The sequence below is a fragment of the Macellibacteroides fermentans genome (assembly GCF_013409575.1).
GTDB classification, from domain to species: Bacteria; Bacteroidota; Bacteroidia; order Bacteroidales; family Tannerellaceae; genus Macellibacteroides; species Macellibacteroides fermentans.
Map to the genome: position 1 here is coordinate 15,767 of NZ_JACCCY010000002.1, position 19,905 is coordinate 35,671.

18 protein-coding genes are annotated in these 19,905 nt (G+C 44.0%); 15 read left to right on the forward strand and 3 right to left on the reverse strand.

From position 1 onward, the window contains the following. The first annotated feature begins 3 nt into the window (after positions 1–3). From F5613_RS05150 to groL, 8 genes are all read left to right on the forward strand, one after another. Complete coding sequence (locus F5613_RS05150) at positions 4–666, forward strand: DNA alkylation repair protein (protein WP_179398976.1); 663 nt, start codon at positions 4–6, stop codon at positions 664–666. Between the two features lie 59 nt (positions 667–725). After that, complete coding sequence (locus tag F5613_RS05155; protein ID WP_179398977.1) at positions 726–1,196, forward strand: Fur family transcriptional regulator; 471 nt, start codon at positions 726–728, stop codon at positions 1,194–1,196. 110 nt (positions 1,197–1,306) lie between these two features. Further along, entirely contained in the window at positions 1,307–2,578 is a 1,272-nt protein-coding gene (locus F5613_RS05160; protein ID WP_179398978.1) for an adenylosuccinate synthase, read from the forward strand. Between the two features lie 89 nt (positions 2,579–2,667). Next, complete coding sequence (locus F5613_RS05165) at positions 2,668–3,354, forward strand: zinc metallopeptidase (protein WP_179399531.1); 687 nt, start codon at positions 2,668–2,670, stop codon at positions 3,352–3,354. A 117-nt stretch (positions 3,355–3,471) separates the two neighbouring features. Further along, positions 3,472–4,830, forward strand: a complete 1,359-nt coding sequence (gene hisS, locus F5613_RS05170) for a histidine--tRNA ligase (protein ID WP_179398979.1) — start codon at positions 3,472–3,474, stop codon at positions 4,828–4,830. Between the two features lie 81 nt (positions 4,831–4,911). Beyond that, the gene (locus tag F5613_RS05175; protein ID WP_179398980.1) at positions 4,912–6,345 is read left to right on the forward strand and encodes a glycoside hydrolase family 30 protein; all 1,434 of its coding nucleotides are present in this window, start codon (positions 4,912–4,914) and stop codon (positions 6,343–6,345) included. Positions 6,346–6,543: 198 nt separating this feature from the next. Next, positions 6,544–6,813, forward strand: coding sequence for a co-chaperone GroES (locus F5613_RS05180; protein ID WP_068180424.1), 270 nt, complete (start codon positions 6,544–6,546; stop codon positions 6,811–6,813). Between the two features lie 36 nt (positions 6,814–6,849). After that, positions 6,850–8,490 (forward strand): chaperonin GroEL, encoded by a 1,641-nt coding sequence (gene groL / locus F5613_RS05185; RefSeq protein ID WP_179398981.1) that lies wholly within the window; start codon positions 6,850–6,852, stop codon positions 8,488–8,490. Positions 8,491–8,566: 76 nt separating this feature from the next. Here the strand turns inward: groL and zupT are convergent, their stop codons facing one another. Further along, complete coding sequence (zupT, locus tag F5613_RS05190; protein WP_068180428.1) at positions 8,567–9,364, reverse strand: zinc transporter ZupT; 798 nt, start codon at positions 9,362–9,364, stop codon at positions 8,567–8,569. 64 nt (positions 9,365–9,428) lie between these two features. On the opposite strand from zupT, the gene F5613_RS05195 reads away from it, so the two are divergent. The 3 genes from F5613_RS05195 (at position 9,429) to F5613_RS05205 (ending at position 10,950) form a co-directional block, all read left to right on the forward strand. After that, entirely contained in the window at positions 9,429–9,980 is a 552-nt protein-coding gene (locus tag F5613_RS05195) for an RNA polymerase sigma factor (RefSeq protein WP_179398982.1), read from the forward strand. A gap of 78 nt (positions 9,981–10,058) precedes the next feature. After that, complete coding sequence (locus F5613_RS05200) at positions 10,059–10,451, forward strand: hypothetical protein (protein WP_179398983.1); 393 nt, start codon at positions 10,059–10,061, stop codon at positions 10,449–10,451. 40 nt (positions 10,452–10,491) lie between these two features. After that, complete coding sequence (locus tag F5613_RS05205; RefSeq protein ID WP_079683726.1) at positions 10,492–10,950, forward strand: hypothetical protein; 459 nt, start codon at positions 10,492–10,494, stop codon at positions 10,948–10,950. A 217-nt stretch (positions 10,951–11,167) separates the two neighbouring features. Here F5613_RS05205 and F5613_RS05210 read toward each other — a convergent pair whose 3' ends face one another. Continuing rightward, positions 11,168–13,846 (reverse strand): calcium-translocating P-type ATPase, PMCA-type, encoded by a 2,679-nt coding sequence (locus F5613_RS05210; RefSeq protein ID WP_179398984.1) that lies wholly within the window; start codon positions 13,844–13,846, stop codon positions 11,168–11,170. 199 nt (positions 13,847–14,045) lie between these two features. Here F5613_RS05210 and F5613_RS05215 point away from each other — a divergent pair, with 199 nt between their 5' ends. Next, entirely contained in the window at positions 14,046–14,543 is a 498-nt protein-coding gene (locus F5613_RS05215; protein ID WP_179398985.1) for a DUF4251 domain-containing protein, read from the forward strand. Here F5613_RS05215 and F5613_RS05220 read toward each other — a convergent pair. Beyond that, a complete protein-coding gene (locus F5613_RS05220) occupies positions 14,527–15,483 on the reverse strand; it encodes a TIGR01212 family radical SAM protein (protein ID WP_218858883.1) in 957 nt (318 codons plus the stop codon). The genes F5613_RS05215 and F5613_RS05220 overlap by 17 nt on opposite strands. A 57-nt stretch (positions 15,484–15,540) precedes the next feature. Here F5613_RS05220 and F5613_RS05225 point away from each other — a divergent pair, with 57 nt between their 5' ends. From F5613_RS05225 to F5613_RS05235, 3 genes are all read left to right on the forward strand, one after another. Beyond that, the gene (locus F5613_RS05225) at positions 15,541–17,715 is read left to right on the forward strand and encodes a S9 family peptidase (RefSeq protein WP_179398987.1); all 2,175 of its coding nucleotides are present in this window, start codon (positions 15,541–15,543) and stop codon (positions 17,713–17,715) included. Between the two features lie 4 nt (positions 17,716–17,719). Further along, on the forward strand, positions 17,720–18,565 hold the full coding sequence (lipA, locus tag F5613_RS05230) for a lipoyl synthase (RefSeq protein WP_179398988.1): 846 nt from the start codon (positions 17,720–17,722) through the stop codon (positions 18,563–18,565). Between the two features lie 151 nt (positions 18,566–18,716). Continuing rightward, positions 18,717–19,901 carry a hypothetical protein gene (locus F5613_RS05235; protein WP_246303358.1) on the forward strand — a complete coding sequence of 395 codons (1,185 nt, stop codon included), beginning with the start codon at positions 18,717–18,719 and terminating at the stop codon, positions 19,899–19,901. Positions 19,902–19,905: the final 4 nt, after the last annotated feature.

Consider the following 19,905-nt stretch of genomic DNA (forward strand, 5'->3'; position numbering starts at 1 on the left):
TTTATGCAGGAAACAATTCAACAGATACGAAAACAACTCCGTTTGGCAATGAACGGAGTTGTTTCTTCCAGTATGCGTGACAAGGGAATGGACTACAAGATGAATTTCGGTGTGTCTGTTCCTAAGATAAAGGAGATTGCGTCTCAATACGAACCCAGCGAAGCGCTTGCCTCGTTGTTGTGGGAACAGGATGTACGCGAGCTGAAAATTATGGCAACACTGCTTTATCCTGCCGACGCCTTTACTGCCGAAGCAGCCAACCGGTGGGTAAGCGAGCTGAAACACCTGGAGATTGCAGAGCAACTTGTTGCCAACTTATTGCCTAAACTTCCGTTTGCCGAAGTATTGGCAACGCAATGGATTACCGATACCCGCGAATTTGTATCGGTTACGGGCTATCTTTTATTGGCACGTTTATGTACCCTGGGCAACCAGCTTACAGATTCTACTGCCGGTTTGATGGTGAATGCTGCGGCAAGTGTAGTGGAGGAGGGGCTTTCGCGCAGGCAGCGTGCCGCCAGTCTTGCACTGAAACGCTATGGTAGACAGTCGCAAACGCAGGCTGCATCGGTTTTGCGTGCGATAGAAGGGCTGCAAGCGAGCGGAGAAGCCGGCAAACTAGAAATATATAATGATATTAAATTTGAATTTGAATATTACGCCTAAGCTTTTTGCTTTTAAAATAAATGCACTAACTTTGCGATTGCGTGATGAATAAGCACTAAATGGATAAAATCTCAGCGTTACAAAAACGAGAACTGTTTACCGAATATCTTACGAGGAAAGGCCACCGAAAAACACCCGAAAGGTATGCTATTCTGGATCATGTCTGTGCAATAAACGGACATTTTGATGTAGAAATGCTTTACCAGAGTCTGGAAGGAGCCAATTTCCACGTAAGCAGGGCTACGTTATATAATACGATTGAGTTGTTGGTGGATGCACGCTTGTTGGTAAGACACCAGTTTGGTACGCAGGGAGTGCAGTATGAGTGTGCCGAGAAGGCGGCGGGCCATTTTCATCTGGTTTGTTCGCACTGCGGAAGGATTCAGGAATATAAAGACCTGGCCTTAAAGGCTTCGGTGCTTTCAAAGAAATTTACCAAGTTTACACCGGAATATTTTTCGATGTATATATTTGGCCTCTGCAGTAAGTGTAAGTATGCACTTAAAAGGAAAGAAAAGAAAGAATATTAACGACTATATTATAGTAAGGTGAAACGAGCATGTAAACAACTTTCTACGCCAAAAGCGGTGAATAAAACAGTTAGCGAGTTCCATGCCTACATATTAAAAATTTTATTCGTATGAAAGTAGATGTTTTATTAGGATTGCAATGGGGAGACGAAGGCAAAGGTAAAGTTGTCGATGTGCTTACTCCGCGATATGATGTGGTAACACGTTTTCAGGGAGGTCCCAATGCAGGACATACATTGGAGTTCAATGGTGAAAAGTATGTCCTCCGGTCCATTCCTTCCGGGATATTCCAGGGAGGAAAAGTAAACATTATAGGAAACGGGGTTGTTCTGGATCCTCTATTGTTCAAACAGGAGGCAGAGGCACTTGCTGCCAGTGGCCACAACCTGAAGGAAAGACTCTATATCTCTAAAAAAGCTCATCTTATTCTGCCTACCCACCGCATGCTGGATGCCGCTTACGAAGCAGCCAAAGGCGCCGGTAAAATCGGTACCACAGGAAAAGGGATTGGACCTACCTATACCGACAAGGTAAGCCGTAACGGTGTACGTGTGGGAGATGTGTTGCATAATTTCCAGGAGAAATATGCTGCAGCCAAGGCTAAGCACGACGCTATTCTACGTTCATTAAATTATGAATATAATATTACAGACCTCGAAAAAGAGTGGTTCGACGCGGTTGAGTATCTCAAATCCTTTACGTTGATCGACAGCGAGCATGTAATCAACAATTACCTGATCGAAGGAAAATCCGTATTGGCCGAAGGTGCCCAGGGTACCATGCTGGATATCGATTTCGGATCGTATCCCTTCGTAACCTCTTCCAATACCATTTGTGCCGGTGCATGTACCGGAATGGGTGTTGCTCCGGGCAATATCGGCGAGGTATACGGTATCTTCAAGGCTTACTGTACCCGCGTGGGCAGTGGTCCGTTCCCCACCGAACTGTTTGACGAAACCGGCGAAGAGCTTTGCGTAAAAGGTCACGAATTCGGCTCCGTTACCGGACGTAAGCGTCGTTGCGGCTGGATAGATTTGGTTGCCCTCAAATACGCCGTGATGATTAACGGTGTTACCAAGCTTATCATGATGAAAAGTGATGTAATGGATGAGTTTGAAACAATCAAGGCTTGTGTGGCTTACGATATGAATGGCGAAGAGGTTACCGGTTTCCCCTTCGAAATCGATGAAGCAGTAAAACCTGTATATGTTGAACTGCCGGGCTGGAAGACGGATATGACAAAAATGCAAAGTGAAGACGAATTCCCCGAAGAGTTCAATGCTTACCTGTCATTCCTCGAAGACGAGCTGGGTGTGCCCATCAAGATTGTTTCGGTTGGTCCGGACAGAGACCAGACAATCGAGCGATACACAGAAGACTGATATATAGCAAAATGGCAGACGTATTTCTTGCGCCTGCCATTTTTTACTTTGGCAGACTTTTTGCAGTATGGTTAGAAACATAAAATTGAATTAACATGTATTGGATTATATTTATTGGTTTTGCTCTGCTGAGCTGGCTGGTTTCCCATCGTTTGAAAAGTAAATTCGAGGCCTATTCCAAAGTGGCTCTGCCAAATGGAATGACGGGTAAGGATGTAGCCGAAAAGATGCTGCGGGATAATGGTATATATGATGTAAAGGTGATTTCTACACCCGGACATCTTACCGACCATTACAATCCGGGAAATCATACGGTGAACCTGAGTGAGAATGTGTATTACAGTAACAGTGTAGCCGCTGCTGCAGTTGCTGCCCACGAATGTGGTCACGCCGTGCAACATGCAACCGCCTATGCTCCGCTCAAAATGCGTTCGGCCCTGGTTCCGGTGGTTAGTTTTGCTTCCAACATCGTACAATGGGTATTACTGGGTGGTATCATCATGGTACAGAGTTTCCCGCAATTGCTGCTGTTCGGAATCATCTTGTTTGCTGCCACTACGCTTTTCAGCTTTATAACATTGCCGGTAGAGATAAACGCAAGCAGCAGGGCTTTAGTCTGGTTAAGCAGCGCAGGTATAACCAATGTGGCTACCCACGATAAGGCCGAAGACGCACTGCGTTCTGCCGCTTATACCTATGTGGTGGCAGCTTTGGGGTCGCTGGCTACCTTGCTGTATTACATTATGATATTTCTTGGAAGCCGCAGCCGCGACTAACAAGTTTGTTGTTGAAAATAATAAGAGGGGTTGTCCGCAAAGTCGGAACAACCCTTTTGTTTTTTTAGGCAGAAATGTACTACCTTTGCAATCAGAATAAAAAAAAGAAAAGAAATCATGCAGAAACCGTCCATTCCAAAAGGAACCCGTGATTTTTCGCCTGTAGAGATGGCGAAACGGAACTATATATTCAACACCATACGCGATGTTTACCATCTGTATGGTTTCCAGCAGATAGAAACACCGGCCATGGAGAACTTATCTACATTAATGGGTAAGTATGGCGACGAGGGTGATAAACTGTTGTTTAAGATACTGAATTCGGGCGACAGCCTTGCCGGGATAACAGACGAAGAGCTGCTTGAACGTAACCCGTTGAAGTTTGCTGCGCGTGTTTGCGAGAAAGGCCTGCGTTACGACCTTACCGTTCCTTTTGCCCGCTTTGTGGTGCAGCACCGCAATGAGCTGAGTTTTCCGTTTAAACGATACCAGATACAGCCGGTATGGCGTGCAGACCGTCCCCAAAAAGGACGTTACCGCGAGTTTTACCAATGCGACGGAGATGTGGTGGGGTCTGATTCGTTGTTGAACGAAGTGGAACTTATCCAGATAATGGACGAAGTATATCAGCGTTTTGGGATCCGCGTCTCCATAAAGATGAACAACCGTAAGATTTTGTCGGGTATTGCCGAGATTATCGGCGAGGCGGATAAGATTGTGGATATTACCGTTGCCATTGATAAGCTGGATAAGATCGGTTTGGAGAATGTAAATGCCGAACTCCGCAGCAAGGAACTGAGCGAAGAGGCGATTGCCAAATTACAGCCTATCATTCAGCTAAGTGGTACAAACCGCGAGAAGATTGCCGTATTGAAAGAGGTGCTTGCAGGTTCGGAAACCGGACTAAAGGGGGTTGCCGAACTGGAATTTATTTTCGACCGGGTGGATCTTCTGACGGTTAAGGCTGAGCTGGAGCTGGATCTTACATTGGCACGGGGACTTAACTACTATACCGGTGCCATTTTCGAGGTTAAGGCCCTGGATGTACAAATTGGCAGTATCACCGGAGGGGGACGTTACGACAACCTTACGGGTGTGTTCGGTATGGATGGAGTGTCGGGCGTTGGTATCTCTTTTGGTGCCGATCGTATATTCGACGTACTCAACCAGTTAGAGCTATACCCCGAAGATTCCCTGCTTACTACGCAGCTGATGTTTGTAAACTTCGGCGAAAAGGAGGAGGCTTACCTGCTTCCATTGGTTGCTTCGGTACGGGCGGCAGGAATCCGGACCGAGATTTATCCCGAACCGGTGAAGATGAAGAAGCAGATGGGATATGCCGACGCGAAGAAAATTCCTTTTGTAGCCCTGGTAGGTGAATCGGAGATGACCGAGGGTAAAATAAACCTGAAGAATATGATAACCGGCGAACAAAAACCGGTAACAGTACAAGAACTGATCGAAGCATTTAAATAAAATGGGAAGGCGCACTTGTTGCGCCTTTTTTTTATTTCCTTTGTTGACTTGAAATTAATTTCCCCTAAACGAATTATGAATATGAAGACCTGGATTTCTTTGTTTGTCGGACTTGCTGTCCTTTCTTCCTGTAAATTTCAGCGGAGTGCCGACTGGGTTACCTCTACAGAGAAGGCTCCCTGGGAAGTGCAGCCCGATTTGAGGGCGCTGTCTCTCGATTCTGTTGCATCGGTGGATGCGGTGATCGATCTTGACGGGAAGCAACAAAAGATGGAGGGCTTTGGAGCCTGCTTCAACGAATTGGGCTGGATTTCGCTAAGCCGCCTCGATCCGTCGCAACGAGAGGATATCATGGAGGAGCTGTTTTTTCCCGACTATGGAGCGAACTTTACGTTGTGCAGAATGCCGATCGGGGCTAACGACTTTTCCCGCGACTGGTACTCGTACAATGAAACGGACAGCGATTTTGTGATGAACAATTTTACCATTGCCAACGACTTGCAGACGTTGATTCCATTTATCAAGAATGCTCAGAAGTATAATTCCCAACTGGCATTGTGGGCCTCGCCCTGGTGTCCGCCTTCGTGGATGAAGTATAACAAGCATTATGCCTGTGCATTTACAGGTGCGGAGGTAGATACCCTGTACCGGAATGGTTTGCCTGCCGACAAGGTGGGGTATCAGGGGTTGGATATGTTTGTACAGGATTCGGCTTACCTGGAGGCTTATGCCTTGTATTTTACCAAATTTATCGAGGCTTACAGGTCTCATGGTATCGAAATATCGGCCGTAATGCCGCAAAATGAATTCAATTCTGCTCAGATTTTTCCAAGCTGCTGCTGGACGGCAACCTCGCTGGCTCATTTTATAGGTAATTACTTAGGTCCGGCTATGAAAGACCTGGATGTGGATGTGCTGTTCGGTACAATGGAACGTGCCGATGAATCGATGGTGGATACGGTGCTCACGGATCCGCTTGCCGGCGAATATATAAAAGGGGTGGGTTTCCAGTGGGCCGGTAAAGGGGCCATCAAGGGAATTCACGAACGTTATCCGGACCTTACGTTGTATCAGACCGAACAGGAATGCGGTGATGGGAAAAACGATTGGAAAGGGGCTGTGTATTCGTGGAAGTTAATGAAACATTATCTCGATAACGGAGCTTCTGCCTATATGTATTGGAACATCTCCCTCGAAAAAGGGGGAATCAGCCGCTGGGGATGGGCTCAAAACTCTTTAGTCGTTGTAGATCCGTTATCTAAAACCTATACATATACTCCGGAATATTACGTACTGAAACATGTGAGTCATTATGTACAACCCGATGCACGCAAACTTACGGTGTCTGGCAGCTACGGCAATATAATGGCTTTCCGTAATCCCGACCGGAGTCTGGTTATTGTGGCAGCCAATGAAGAAGATACGGATAAAACCGTCTCTATCCAGGTGCAAGACATGGTTTTTATGCCAACACTTAAGGCACACTCCTTCTCGACGATACAGATAAAGCAGTAAAACAGGTCGGAGGACAGGATGTGAGTCAGCCGTAACCGTCAACCTGTCAGCTTTCGTATGTGCCGTTTTTGTCGGCAGACGAAAAAATGGCAGAAAGCATCCTTAAAATTGTTTTGGCACATTATTCGCATAGATAAAGGTGTGAACGCAAAGTTTACAATACCAAATAAAATTATTAACGATTAAAATATCAAGATTATGAACATTAGACCATTAGCAGACAGAGTGCTTATTCAGCCTGCTGCAGCAGAAGAAAAGACAGTAAGCGGAATTATCATTCCAGATTCGGCAAAGGAAAAACCTTTGAAAGGTGAAGTTATTGCAATCGGTAACGGTACAAAAGACGAAGAAATGGTAGTGAAGGTGGGTGATACTGTTCTTTACGGAAAGTATGCAGGTACTGAACTTGAACTTGAAGGAGGTAAATATCTTATCATGCGTCAATCAGATATTCTGGCTATTATCTAATCATATTTATTTATACTATAAAATAGAATACATATCATGGCTAAAGAAATTAAATTTAATATGGATGCCCGCGACCTTTTGAAGAAGGGTGTGGACGAATTGGCAAATGCAGTTAAGGTAACATTAGGCCCAAAAGGTCGTAATGTAATTATCGAAAAGAAATTTGGTGCACCTCATATCACAAAAGACGGTGTTACAGTTGCTAAAGAGGTAGAACTGGCGTGTCCTTACGAAAATATGGGTGCTCAGCTGGTTAAGGAAGTTGCTTCGAAGACTAACGACGATGCCGGCGACGGTACAACTACTGCAACCGTTTTGGCTCAGTCTATCATCGGTGTTGGTTTGAAGAACGTTACTGCAGGTGCCAATCCTATGGATTTAAAACGTGGTATCGACAAAGCTGTTAAAGTAGTGGTTGACAACATTGCCGGTCAGGCTCAGGAAATTGGCGACGACTTCGAGAAAATCGAAAACGTAGCTAAGATTTCTGCCAACGGCGACGAGACCATCGGTGCTTTGATTGCAGAAGCTATGAGAAAAGTGAAGAAAGAGGGTGTTATTACAGTGGAAGAAGCTAAGGGTATCGAAACAACTGTAGATGTTGTTGAAGGTATGCAGTTCGACCGTGGTTACATCTCTCCATACTTCGTAACCGATACTGAGAAGATGGAAGCTCAGATGGAGAATCCATACATCTTGATTTACGACAAGAAGATTTCTGTATTGAAGGAATTGCTTCCTGTACTTGAGCAGACTGTACAAACAGGTCGCCCGATGTTGATCATCGCAGAAGATATCGACAGCGAAGCTTTGGCAACTCTTGTAGTAAACCGTTTGAGAGGTAACCTGAAGATATGTGCTGTAAAGGCTCCTGGATTCGGCGACCGCAGAAAGGCTATGTTGGAAGACATCGCTATCCTTACAGGTGGAACAGTAATCTCTGAAGAAAAGGGATTGAAACTGGAAGGTGCTACCATCGATATGTTGGGTACTGCCGAAAAGGTTACTGTAAACAAAGACAATACAGTGATTGTTAACGGTGCAGGCGATAAGGATGCCATCCACTCAAGAGTATCTCAGATCAAGGTTCAGATTGAAAATACAACATCTGATTATGATAAGGAAAAACTTCAGGAACGTCTGGCTAAATTGGCTGGTGGTGTAGCTGTTCTTTATGTAGGTGCTGCATCTGAAGTTGAGATGAAAGAAAAGAAAGACCGTGTGGATGATGCATTAAGTGCAACCCGTGCTGCTATCGAAGAAGGTGTTGTTCCTGGTGGTGGTATCGCTTACATCCGTGCTATCAGTTCTTTGGAAGGTTTGAAAGGCGAGAACGAAGACGAAACTACTGGTATCGAAATCGTAAAACGTGCTATCGAAGAGCCTCTTCGTCAGATTGTGGCAAATGCCGGAAAAGAAGGTGCCGTAGTTGTACAGAAAGTGAAAGAAGGTACAGGCGACTTTGGTTACAATGCACGTAAGGATATCTACGAAAATCTGTACGCTGCCGGTGTAATCGACCCAGCTAAGGTAACACGTGTTGCTTTGGAAAATGCAGCATCTATCGCAGGTATGTTCCTTACAACCGAAGCTGTTATTGCAGAAGTAAAAGAAAATAATCCTGCTATGCCTCCGATGAACCCAGGTATGGGTGGCGGAATGGGTGGTATGATGTAATTTCAGACTCCTATATAAAAAAAGAGAGGTTGTCCGTTTGGATAACCTCTCTTTTTTTGTCCTATAAAGTTTACTGCTATATAAATAGAAAGAGACTCAGTGCCATAATCACCATACCACCTACCAATCCGGAGATGGATAAGTGATGCTCTCCGTATTTCTGAGCGCTGGGCAGAAGTTCGTCTATGGAAATAAAAACCATGATTCCCGACACGGCTGCAAGTATAAAACCATTGATGGCCGGAGTCCAGAAAGGCAATAAAATAAGAAATCCGAAAAGGGCCCCTACAGGTTCTGCCATACCCGACAGGAAAGAGAGCCAAAAGGCCTTCTTTTTATTCCCTGTGGCCTGATAAATAGGTACTGATACAGCGATTCCTTCCGGAATGTTGTGTATCGCGATAGCAGCCGTGATAGGGAGTGCTATTTCCATGCTGTTTAGAGCCGACGTAAAGGTGGCGATCCCCTCCGGAAAGTTGTGTATACCGATGGATAATGCAACCAGCATACCCGTTTTTTTAAGTCCGGTTTGTTTTTTGGATAATTCTTCCACATTGTGCATCTCATGCGGGTTTTTGTCTTCGGGAATCAGGAAGTCTATTATAGTAATCATCCCCATCCCCCCGAAAAATGCAAGCAGCAGATAAAATGTACCGATGCGGTCGCCAAAACTCTCAATCAAGTTTAGTTTGGCCTGGGGCATCATCTCCATAAAAGAGACATAAATCATCACACCCGCCGAAAATCCCAAAGAGGTGGCCAGAAATTTAGTGTTTGTACGCTTTGTGAAAAAGGCAAGCATACTACCGATGCCGGTCGACAAACCTGCAACTAACGTTAAACCAAATGCTATTAAGATTGTCTCTGTACTCATAATGAATCAATATTATGCAAAGTTAAGAAGATTATTTTATATATTTACTGCCAAAATGAACAGTATGCAACAATATAATGAGGAGGAAATAGTGCTGCAACTTCGTGATCCCGCCACGCAACGAAATGCTTTTTCGAAGGTGGTTGGGTATTATGGAGAAAAATTGTATTGGCATATTCGAAGGTTGGTGCTGAACCATGAGGATGCAAATGATCTATTGCAAAATACATTTCTGAAGGCGTGGACCAACATTGATTATTTCAGAGGAGAGGCCCGGCTTTCCACCTGGCTCTACAAGATTGCCTTCAACGAATGCATAACATTTCTGAACAAGCAGCGGATGCAGAATAATGTGTCGATCGACAGTGAAGATGTTTTCTTGCTTGAACGCTTAAAAGGGGATATCTATTTTGATGGTGATGCAGTGCAGTTAAAATTGCAAGAGGCAATTTTAACTCTCCCCGAAAAACAAAGAGCGGTATTTACGCTCCGATACTACGATGAGATGAAATATGAAGATATGTCAGAGATATTCGGAACCTCTGTTGGAGCCTTGAAAGCCTCCTATCATCATGCTTTAAAAAAAGTTGAGGAGTTTTTAACAAAAGATATTTAAACCTTTAATGATTTATCTTGTCAAAGAAAGTGATATGCACGTTAAGTGACATGGAACATGTATAAACTAAAGAGAGATATGAAAGATATGAATAGTAACCTGGATAAATTTAAGGGCGATAACCCCTTTAAAACCCCGCAAGGGTATATGGATGGCTTGAATGATCTCATTATGAGTCAGCTTCCCGTAAAAGAATCAAAAAAAGCAATTCAGATTACTTTTGCTCAACGGGTACGTCCGTGGTTATATCTGGCTGCAGTTTTTGCAGGCTTGGGTTTATTTTTTAAAGCGGTTATCGGTCCCGATTTTATTGGAAAGCAAAATACGTCCGACAGCTTGTATGTTCAGTCCTCTGTTTCGGAAGGAACGATGTCTGCTTTATCTTCTGCAGAAGACAAGGAATACCAGGAATACATTGAGAACAAGTACGCTAATTATGTGCTTGAAGGGGAATTAGGCTATTCTGAATGAAAATAAACTTATAAAGTTATTATTTGAAAAAAAAGTTTGTATGAATAGAATATTTTTTATTACATTTGTCGCGTTATCGCTTTTTATGTCTTTTTCTGTGAGTGCACAGGATACCGGAAAGCGGAAACATTTTGACAGGGAGGCATTTCAAGCGAAAAGAAATGCATTCATTATGGCCGAGGTAGGCTTAACTCCAGATGAAGCAGCTTTGTTTATACCCTTAAGTGACGAACTTAAGAAAAAGAAGTTTGAATTAGGCCGTTCCTACCGAAAGTTTGTAAATGAAATCCGGTCAAAAAAGAATCCGACTGATGCCGAATACACCAGAGCTGTAGATGACTATCTGGATCTATGTATCGAAGAGGCTAAGTTGGAAAAAGAATATGCAGAGAAATTCAAGAAAATCATTTCTCCTGAAAAGCTGTTTAAATATCAGGGTGCCGAGTTAAAGTTCGCACGGGAGTATATGAGAAGTTCGAGAATGGAACGTAAAAATTGAGATTTTGTTAAGAAAAATATTATCATTATTTGTGTTTTTTGTTTAGATTTAGTTTTGGCGTTTAAGTTAAGGGAGGGGTGGCGACGTGAGTCGGTTCCCCTTTTGTTTTTTTCTCCCTTAATGATTCCGGAACAGTCAAAAAGAAAATCCTGTATAGTCGCCGTTAAAAGCAACTATACAGGATTTATATTTAACCTGTTTTGGGATATAATATACTTTATTTCTTCCCAAGCAGGCGGATTATCTCACCAATCCATAGTACGATGGAGGTGCCGGCGATAATATATCCCCAGTCGGCCCAACTCAATGGAACTACACTGAACATTTGTCCCCCGAAGGTTACAATCAGATATTGTCCGATAAGAATTAGCAGTGCAACAGAAAGGAACCCTTTGCTTTCCTTCAATTCGGCGAAAGCCGACTTATTCGTGCCGAATGCTTTGGCGTTGAACATATTCCAGAACTGAAGCAATACGAAGATTGAGAAGAACTGAGACAGTTCGTAGGCGGTTAATTCTCCATCCGTGTGGTTGAAGTAAATCAGTACGGCCAGGAGGAATACCACAAATAAGATACCTACACTGAAAATACGGTTTGCCATTCTGCGGGAGATGATAAAGTCGCCTTTCGGTCCGCTTTTACGGGGTTTGTTCTTCATCACCCGTTCGTTGGGCGGTAGCGAAGCCAGAGCTCCGGCGGCAAACGTATCCATAATCAGGTTTACCCATAACATCTGCGTAACAGTAAGAGGCGATTCGGTGCCGAGGAAAGATCCTACCAACACAATCACACAAGCAACAACATTGATTGTAAGCTGGAACAAGATGAATTTCTGTATGTTCTGGTACAATGAACGTCCCCACATCACAGCACGGGTGATACTCATAAATGAGTTGTCGATGATGGTGATGTCGCTCGCCTCTTTGGCTACCGATGTTCCGTCACCCATAGATAATCCAACCTGAGCTGCCTTTAATGCTGGGGCATCATTGGTTCCATCACCCGTAACGGCCACAACGGCATCTTTCTGCTGGAGCAATTGAACCAGACGCTGTTTGTCGGTCGGTCTGGCGCGGCACATAATTTTCAGATCTAGTACCCGGTCTAAGGCCTCCTCGTCGGTCAGCGCCTCAAATCCCGGACCGGTTATTATGTTGCGTTCCGTATCATTCTCATTCCATATACCTACCTGGCGGCCAATCTCTTTGGCTGTACCCGGAGTATCGCCGGTAACAATCTTAACATCGATACCTGCATTCAGACAGCTTTTAACAGCGTCGGGAACATCCGAACGTACCGGATCTGAAATAGCCACAAAACCAAGGAAAGTAAGATCTGCGTTTTTAAGACGGCCATTTTCAAAGAATGATTCCACTTGCTCGTCTTCCACCAGCTGATAGGCGAAACCAAGGGTACGCATGGCCTGATTCTGGTAATCAAGCAGCTGTTTTTCGATGGAAGCTTTGCAGGATTCGACAGAAGCGTAACTTCCGTTTATCGCCACCCGGTTACAATTCTGCAACACAATCTCGGGAGCACCCTTTACGTATAGTACATTTCTGCCCAGTTGAGGCGATTTAACCAACGTTGCCATATATTTCCGCTCGGTGGAGAAGGTGAGTTGTTCAATTACTTTTGCCTCTTCACGCAGCGACTGATAATCTTCCTTGTTGCTGTTTAACCATAAAAGTAAGGCCGCTTCCGTAGGGTTACCCATAGTTTTGGGCTTTTCTTCACTCAAATCGAGAAAAGCGGTAGAGTTTACGGCGATACCCTCTTTAATAAGCCGGCTCACCTCATCGTTTGCCAGTTTCTGATCTGCCAGATTAAAGAAATTGGTCTGATAGATCTGCATCTGATTTTGAGTAAGCGTTCCTGTTTTATCTGTACAGATTACCGTAGTAGCCCCCATTGTTTCACAGGCGTGCATCTTGCGTACCAGATTGTTGGTCTTCAACATCCGGTTCATGCTCAAAGCCAGACTTAAAGTTACACTCATCGGTAATCCTTCGGGAACCGAAACCACAATCAGTGTAACTGCAATCATGAATATATTCAGAATCTCGCCTACCATATCCATCAGCGGAAGGTCTGGAGTGTTTATAAATAGCTTGATAACCAGTCCGAAGAAGGTCAATCCGGCAATGGTATATCCTGCCTTGCTGATAATCTTAGCCAGACCGGCCAGCTGGATCTGTAAAGGTGTCTGCACATTGTTGTCGATCTGAGATCCTTCGTACACCTTACCGTATCCGGTATTGTCGCCCACCTGATCAACAATCATGATACCGTGACCGTCAACTACCGTTGTTCCGCGCATTACGACATTGGAGGGATAGGTTGCTTCCGTATCAAATTCGGCTTTGTCCACCGTTTTATCAATAATTGGTTCACCTGTAAGCGTCGATTCGTTTATCTGAAGCGAGATAGCCTCCTGTAAAGTTCCATCGGCAGGAACCTCTTCGCCTGTCTGTAAAATAACGACATCCCCTACAACCACCTCTTTACGTGGAATTTCAGTAATGGATCCGTCGCGGATCACTTTAACCATGATGTCGTCGTTTACCGTATTCAAAATATCGAAGGCTCGGTTCGCCTTGAGTTCAAAAAAGAAGGAAACGCAGCTGGCAAGTATGATTGCAAAGAAAATGCCGATGGGCTCCAGAAAGGCACTAAAGCCTTTGGCTTCAGGTCCCCAGCAGTGTACACCTGCAATAATAAGCGATAGTGCCCATGCAACCAGTAAGATGCGAATAATAGGGTCGTCGAACTTTTCCAGAAATTGGCTCCATAAAGAGGCTTTGGCCGGAGGTGTGAGTACATTTTCGCCGTTTGCCTCGCGACTGGCGATAACCTGCTCTTTTGTCAGCCCTTGAAAATGCTGTTTTGTATCCATTTATACTTTATTAATTTCTATATAATACAGGGAACAAATTTCGTAAAGTTATTCGTATCTGCAAAATGACAACCCTTAAATCCATTAAAATATCTTTTGTTTTTTTATAGGGTATATTTCATTCTTTATTAACTAAACCTAAACAAAACAGGGTGCTAAATTGTCTTATCTTTATAGTAATATTGAAAATATAAGAGGTATGAAAAAGAAACAATTACTTTTTGTATTGATGGTTGGTTTGGTTGTCCTCGGCGGATGTGCAACCACTCAATCGGGAAAGGAATCAAAAGAGCTTACTGAAACGCGGGTGAAAGAAAGTGTAGACAACAGAGCTTTCAAGATATCCGTTGATCGGGTGGTACCCATGTCCGGTCGATCCAGGAATGTAACAAGCAACTATTCGCTGACTGTAAGAAACGATTCGGTGTTTTCTTATCTCCCTTACTTCGGACAAGCATACAGTTTACCTTATGGCGGAGGAGTGGGTATGACCTTTGATGCGCCACTTACGGAGTATAACCAGCGATATGATAAGAAGAACAATGCGGAGATCACATTCCGTACCCGGTCGGCTGATGATACGCATACTTTCCGGATACAGATTTATCCCAATGCTTCAGCCACAATTCAGGTAACGAGCATAAACCGACAGGGAATTACGTACTATGGAACCGTCGATCTTAAAGAAGGGGAGTGAAGGTGCGCCCTTGATAGGCTCCGCGTTCTTCCATTCTTTTCAGGACTTTTGCTGTGAACTCATAGTTCTTTAATCCCCAATCGGGTGCAATCAGCAGCTCTTTAGGGGATTGGGATACAAAACGTTCGATGGTGATGGCGGGATTCATCCGTTCCACAAAATCAATTACCAGATCGATGTACTCGTCGACAGTAAACAGATGGAAATCTTCCGGATTTTCACGGTACTCCAATGCCATTTTAGTCTTCCGGATCAGCTGAAGCTGATGCAGTTTAACAGTGGTGAGCGGCAAGGCGGATACCACATCGGCATGATGCAATATCTCTTCGCGGGATTCGCCGGGCAACCCCAAAATCAGATGGGCACCAGTGTAAATCCCTTTGGCTGCAGTCCTCCGGATGGCCTCTTCCGATTCGGCATGGGTATGTCCGCGGTTGATACGCTCCAGCGTTTTATCCAGGGTGCTTTCCAGTCCGTATTCAACCATTACAAATGTCTTCCGGGATAGTTCGGCAAAGTAATCCAACAGCTCATCCGGCATGCAATCCGGGCGTGTTCCTACAATCAGTCCAACTACATCCGGATAACGTAAGGCATTTTCGTAAATAACTTTAAGCCTTTCGAACTCATCGTATGTATTGGTATAGGCCTGGAAATAGGCCAGGTATTTCATGTCGGGATATTTGCGTCCAAAAAACTGTACGCCTTCTCCCAGTTGTTCTTTTATTCCTTTGTCGGTGTGACAATAATCCGGGCTGAATGTCTGGTTATTGCAATAGGTACAACCTCCCCATCCTTTTGATCCATCGCGGTTCGGGCAGGTAAATCCGGCGTTCAATGATATTTTTTGTACCTTGTACGGGAACAGATCCCGCAGGAAATCGCCTAAGTCGTTATACGGTTTACTATTTTTCACAATGCAAAGATAGAAAATAGTCATTGTATTGCGGTGCCTTTTCACTAACTTTGCATGATATTATTAAAAAAGAAAAAATTCATGAAAGGATTGAGACTATGTTTGTTGCTTTCATTGGTGATGGTTGGAAGCCTCTCTGCACAGAACGGAAGCAAACAGGTTAGCTTGAAAGATATAACAGACGGTAAGTTCCGTCAGGTGTCGGCAATAGGTGATATGCGTTCCATGCCCGATGGCGAACATTATACGGCCATGAACAGCGAACGCTCCATGATTATCAAATATTCGTATCGTACCGGAAATCCGGTGGATACCCTGTTTAATGCGAAAACCGCCCGCGAATGTACCTTCAAGGACTTTGAGGGGTATATGATCAGCAGTACCGGACACCGTATTCTGGTATGGCGCGACAGCGAACCGATCTACCGCCGTTCATCTAAAGCCGTAATTTACGATTACGATGTACGACGTAATTTTGTTAAGCCTCTTACCGAGTCTGCCAGTAAGCAGATGATTCCTATCTTCTCCCCAGACGGCAGGATGTGTGCTTATGTACGCGACAATAATATCTGGATTAAAAAATTTGATTTTGATACGGAAACCCAGGTTACCAAAGATGGCGAGTTAAATAAAATACTGAACGGAACAACCGATTGGGTGTACGAAGAAGAGTTTGCAGTAACAAACCTTATGGCCTGGTCGCCCGACAATGAGTATCTTGCCTTTGTAAAAACGAACGAAACTGAAGTGCCTCAATACCACATGCAGATGTTCAATAATGAGCTGTACCCCGGTTTTTACACCTATAAGTACCCCAAAGCAGGCGAGAAAAATTCCGTTGTCACTCTTCATTCCTATAGTGTGTCTACGAAAGACATCAAGGAATTGAAACTGCCTGTGAATGAAGAAACGTATATCCCCCGTATCACTTTCACAACCAAAGCAGATCAGTTGGCAGTTATGACCCTGAACCGTACCCAAAACGTGTTCAATATGTATTATGCCAATCCGAAAAGTGGTGTATTCAGACTGGTTTTAAGGGAAGAGAACAAGGCTTATGTTGATTCCGAATATCTATCCTCCATCCAGTTTTTTGAAACAGGATTCACCTATTTGAGCGAGCAGGACGGATATGCGCATATTTATCTTTATTCTCCTACGGGCGTAATGCAGCGTCAGGTAACCAAAGGCAACTGGGATGTAACCCGTTTCATCGGCATGGACGAGGCAACAAAGACCATCTATTACCAGTCGGCCGAAGAGAGTCCGCTGCGCAGATCGGTTTATAAGATAGATGCCAAAGGTATAAAAACTAAACTTACACCGCTGTCGGGTACTAACAGTGCCGACTTTAGCGCTAATTTTGCCTATTATGTGAATAAGTATTCCAATGCAAATACACCCATGCAGATTTCTGTGCATGAAGCAAAAAAGGGTACCACCCTTCGTGTGCTGCAGGATAATAAAGCGCTGAAAAACCGTTTGGCAGAACTTTCATATGCTAAGAAGGAATTCTTTACCATACAGACCGAATCTGGTTACGAGTTGAATGCATGGCGGGTGAAGCCGGTCGACTTCGACGAAAACAAGAAATACCCGGTGCTTATGGTACAATACAGCGGTCCGGCTTCGCAGGAGGTAACGGATAGCTATGGATTTGATTGGGAATACTACCTTGCTGCCAGGGGAATTATGGTGGTAAGTGTGGACGGACGCGGTACCGGAGCCAGAGGCGAAGGATTCCGTAAATGTACCTATATGAAAATGGGATTGCTTGAAAGTCAGGATCAGGTTGAAGCTGCCCGGGCTCTGGGTAAGCTTTCGTATGTGGACAAGAACCGGATCGCTATCTGGGGATGGAGCTTTGGGGGATACAATACCCTGATGTCCATGAGTACCGGCAACGGAACATTCAAGGCTGGTATTGCTGTGGCTCCGCCGACCGACTGGAAATATTACGATACCATTTATACCGAGCGTTTTATGCGTACGCCTAAAGAAAATTTTGAAGGCTATGCGGCAACCTCGCCTATTAAACTAGCAGATAAATTGCAGGGAAAATTGCTTCTGATTCACGGATCGGCCGACGACAACGTACATGTTCAGAACAGCATGGAGTATGCCGAAGCTTTGGTGCAAGCCAACAAGCAATTTGATATGCATATTTACAAAGATAAAAATCACAGTATATATGGCGGTAACACCCGTTTCCATCTGTATACAAAAATGTCTGAATTTTTATTTAACAACCTTTAAAACAATGGCAGAACATATAAGAAAGCCGGACTGGCTTAAAATACGTTTGGGTGGAAATGAAACTTTCACCCAAACCAAACGTATAGTCGAATCACATGGTTTACACACCATATGCACCAGTGGTAAATGCCCGAACATGGGTGAATGCTGGGGGAGGGGTACGGCTACTTTCATGGTTGGAGGAGAAATTTGTACCCGTTCGTGCAAGTTTTGCAATACGCTGACAGGGAAACCATTGGCGTTGAATCCTGAAGAGCCGGCAAACGTAGCTAAGTCTATTCAGTTGATGAAGTTGAAACATGCTGTAGTTACGTCGGTCGACCGCGACGACCTGCCCGATCAGGGTGCGGGTCACTGGGTGAAAACCATTCAATCCATCAAACAACTGAACCCGGAGACTACGCTTGAAGTCCTGATTCCCGATTTTCAGGGAAACCTGGAGTTGGTTGATCTGGTTATCGAAGCGGCTCCCGAGATTATTTCTCACAATATGGAGACCGTCAGACGGCTGACTCCCCAGATACGGAGTGCCGCCAAATACGATGTGAGTCTGAAGGTCTTAAACCGCATAGCGACTAAAGGAACTGTTGCCAAGACAGGTATAATGGTTGGTCTGGGTGAAACCGATGAGGAGGTCTACACCCTGATGGATGATGTGCGTGCTGCCGGGGTATCTGTACTTACAATCGGACAATACCTGCAACCATCACGTAAACATATTCCGGTTTCAGCCTATATCACTCCCGAACATTTTGAAGAATATAAATCGATAGCTTTGTCAAAAGGATTCACCCATGTTGAGAGTGGTCCACTTGTACGTTCATCTTATCATGCAGAAAAGCATGTATGAAGCAATAACCTTTATCTGATTATGTTTGTTATATAATCAACGGAGAAATGAATAAGCGCTAATTCCAGTGCGCACTATAGGATAAAAACCATATACTTCATTATCCCTTAATTAGATAAATGGAAAATGTTAAGATGAACACAAGTGAGTTATGAATAGAATAGAAACTAGAAAAAGTTTAGATAATCAGGCTTGGGGATTATTGCCAATGTTATTATTTATGTTTATTGATAATTTTATTGATTATCACTATTCATTTATAATTGCCTTGACGCTAAGTTTTGTATCCATGTACCTTTATACGGCATTGATGAAAAGGAAGACGTATCAATTCCTATTGTTGGTTTCATCCATCTCATTGATATTGTTTTCTGTATTTCTTTATTTGCCTTTAGGTAAAGCCCTCTATCCTTATTCGTCGCTTATCAGCGAACTGACCATGGTGATGGTTCTCACATTTGTGGGTTTCTCCCGGCGTTCGCTGTTGCGAAGAGTAAGAAATTCGGGTCATCCCTTGTTCCATCGTACTTTGTTACGTTCGTCGCTGAATGAATTTATTTTTTTGGCGCAGGTAGTGCAAAATATGTTTATCCTTCATCTTTTTGTAATTCTTATTTACAATGTGTTGCCTTATGACTGGCATACTCCGGGCAGAACTGTATTTTTGTATGATCAGCTTGGTGTTATAATCGGTGTTTGTATTTTTTCGTATGAGCATGTACGTGTAAAAATAATGAAAGGAAGTCTGAGGAAAGAGATGTGGATTCCTGTACTTAACAATGAAGGAAAAGTTGTTGGTTGCATTGCTCGGTCGGTAAGCCGAACAGTTAAAAAGAAATACTATCATCCCATTGTACGTGTGGCTGTAATCCATGATGGAAAGTTATACTTGACCAAGCGTTCCCCTGATAGCTATGTAGATCCTGATACGTACGATTATCCATACGAACGCTATGTTTTATATCGTCAAAAGATTGAGCATAGTGCGCAGGATGCCATAGGCCGACTGAAAGGCAAACCCGGTGTTTCGGTGCGATTCTTAATCCGCTATAAGTACGAAGATGAAAAGATTAGACACCAGGTTTCACTTTATGTGGTATGTGTTCACGACGAGAAGCTGATGTCCGAGTATGTGCGTGAAGGAGGCAAACTCTGGCTTACGGCTCAGATTGAGGAAAATCTTTCCAAAGGGGTATTTAGTGGTTACTTTGAGAAAGAATTTCCATACCTGCAGAACACCATCCTGTTTGCTGAAAACTTCTGCTGTCAGCAACCTACTTCCTTTTGTGAAGAAAATATAGCCGAAGAATCAATGGAGAGTGCAAGTATGGTTTGATGCC

Bases quoted from the DNA above. Each gene is read 5' to 3' on its own strand.
- groL (WP_179398981.1), top strand. From the start codon at position 6,850: ATGGCTAAAGAAATTAAATTTAATATGGATGCCCGCGACCTTTTGAAG.
- F5613_RS05150 (WP_179398976.1), top strand. From the start codon at position 4: ATGCAGGAAACAATTCAACAGATACGAAAACAACTCCGTTTGGCAATG.
- lipA (WP_179398988.1), top strand. From the start codon at position 17,720: ATGGCAGAACATATAAGAAAGCCGGACTGGCTTAAAATACGTTTGGGT.
- F5613_RS05155 (WP_179398977.1), top strand. From the start codon at position 726: ATGGATAAAATCTCAGCGTTACAAAAACGAGAACTGTTTACCGAATAT.
- F5613_RS05200 (WP_179398983.1), top strand. From the start codon at position 10,059: ATGAAAGATATGAATAGTAACCTGGATAAATTTAAGGGCGATAACCCC.
- F5613_RS05210 (WP_179398984.1), bottom strand. From the start codon at position 13,846: ATGGATACAAAACAGCATTTTCAAGGGCTGACAAAAGAGCAGGTTATC.
- F5613_RS05225 (WP_179398987.1), top strand. From the start codon at position 15,541: ATGAAAGGATTGAGACTATGTTTGTTGCTTTCATTGGTGATGGTTGGA.
- zupT (WP_068180428.1), bottom strand. From the start codon at position 9,364: ATGAGTACAGAGACAATCTTAATAGCATTTGGTTTAACGTTAGTTGCA.
- F5613_RS05215 (WP_179398985.1), top strand. From the start codon at position 14,046: ATGAAAAAGAAACAATTACTTTTTGTATTGATGGTTGGTTTGGTTGTC.
- F5613_RS05220 (WP_218858883.1), bottom strand. From the start codon at position 15,483: ATGACTATTTTCTATCTTTGCATTGTGAAAAATAGTAAACCGTATAAC.
- hisS (WP_179398979.1), top strand. From the start codon at position 3,472: ATGCAGAAACCGTCCATTCCAAAAGGAACCCGTGATTTTTCGCCTGTA.
- F5613_RS05180 (WP_068180424.1), top strand. From the start codon at position 6,544: ATGAACATTAGACCATTAGCAGACAGAGTGCTTATTCAGCCTGCTGCA.
- F5613_RS05195 (WP_179398982.1), top strand. From the start codon at position 9,429: ATGCAACAATATAATGAGGAGGAAATAGTGCTGCAACTTCGTGATCCC.
- F5613_RS05205 (WP_079683726.1), top strand. From the start codon at position 10,492: ATGAATAGAATATTTTTTATTACATTTGTCGCGTTATCGCTTTTTATG.
- F5613_RS05160 (WP_179398978.1), top strand. From the start codon at position 1,307: ATGAAAGTAGATGTTTTATTAGGATTGCAATGGGGAGACGAAGGCAAA.
- F5613_RS05235 (WP_246303358.1), top strand. From the start codon at position 18,717: ATGAATAGAATAGAAACTAGAAAAAGTTTAGATAATCAGGCTTGGGGA.
- F5613_RS05175 (WP_179398980.1), top strand. From the start codon at position 4,912: ATGAAGACCTGGATTTCTTTGTTTGTCGGACTTGCTGTCCTTTCTTCC.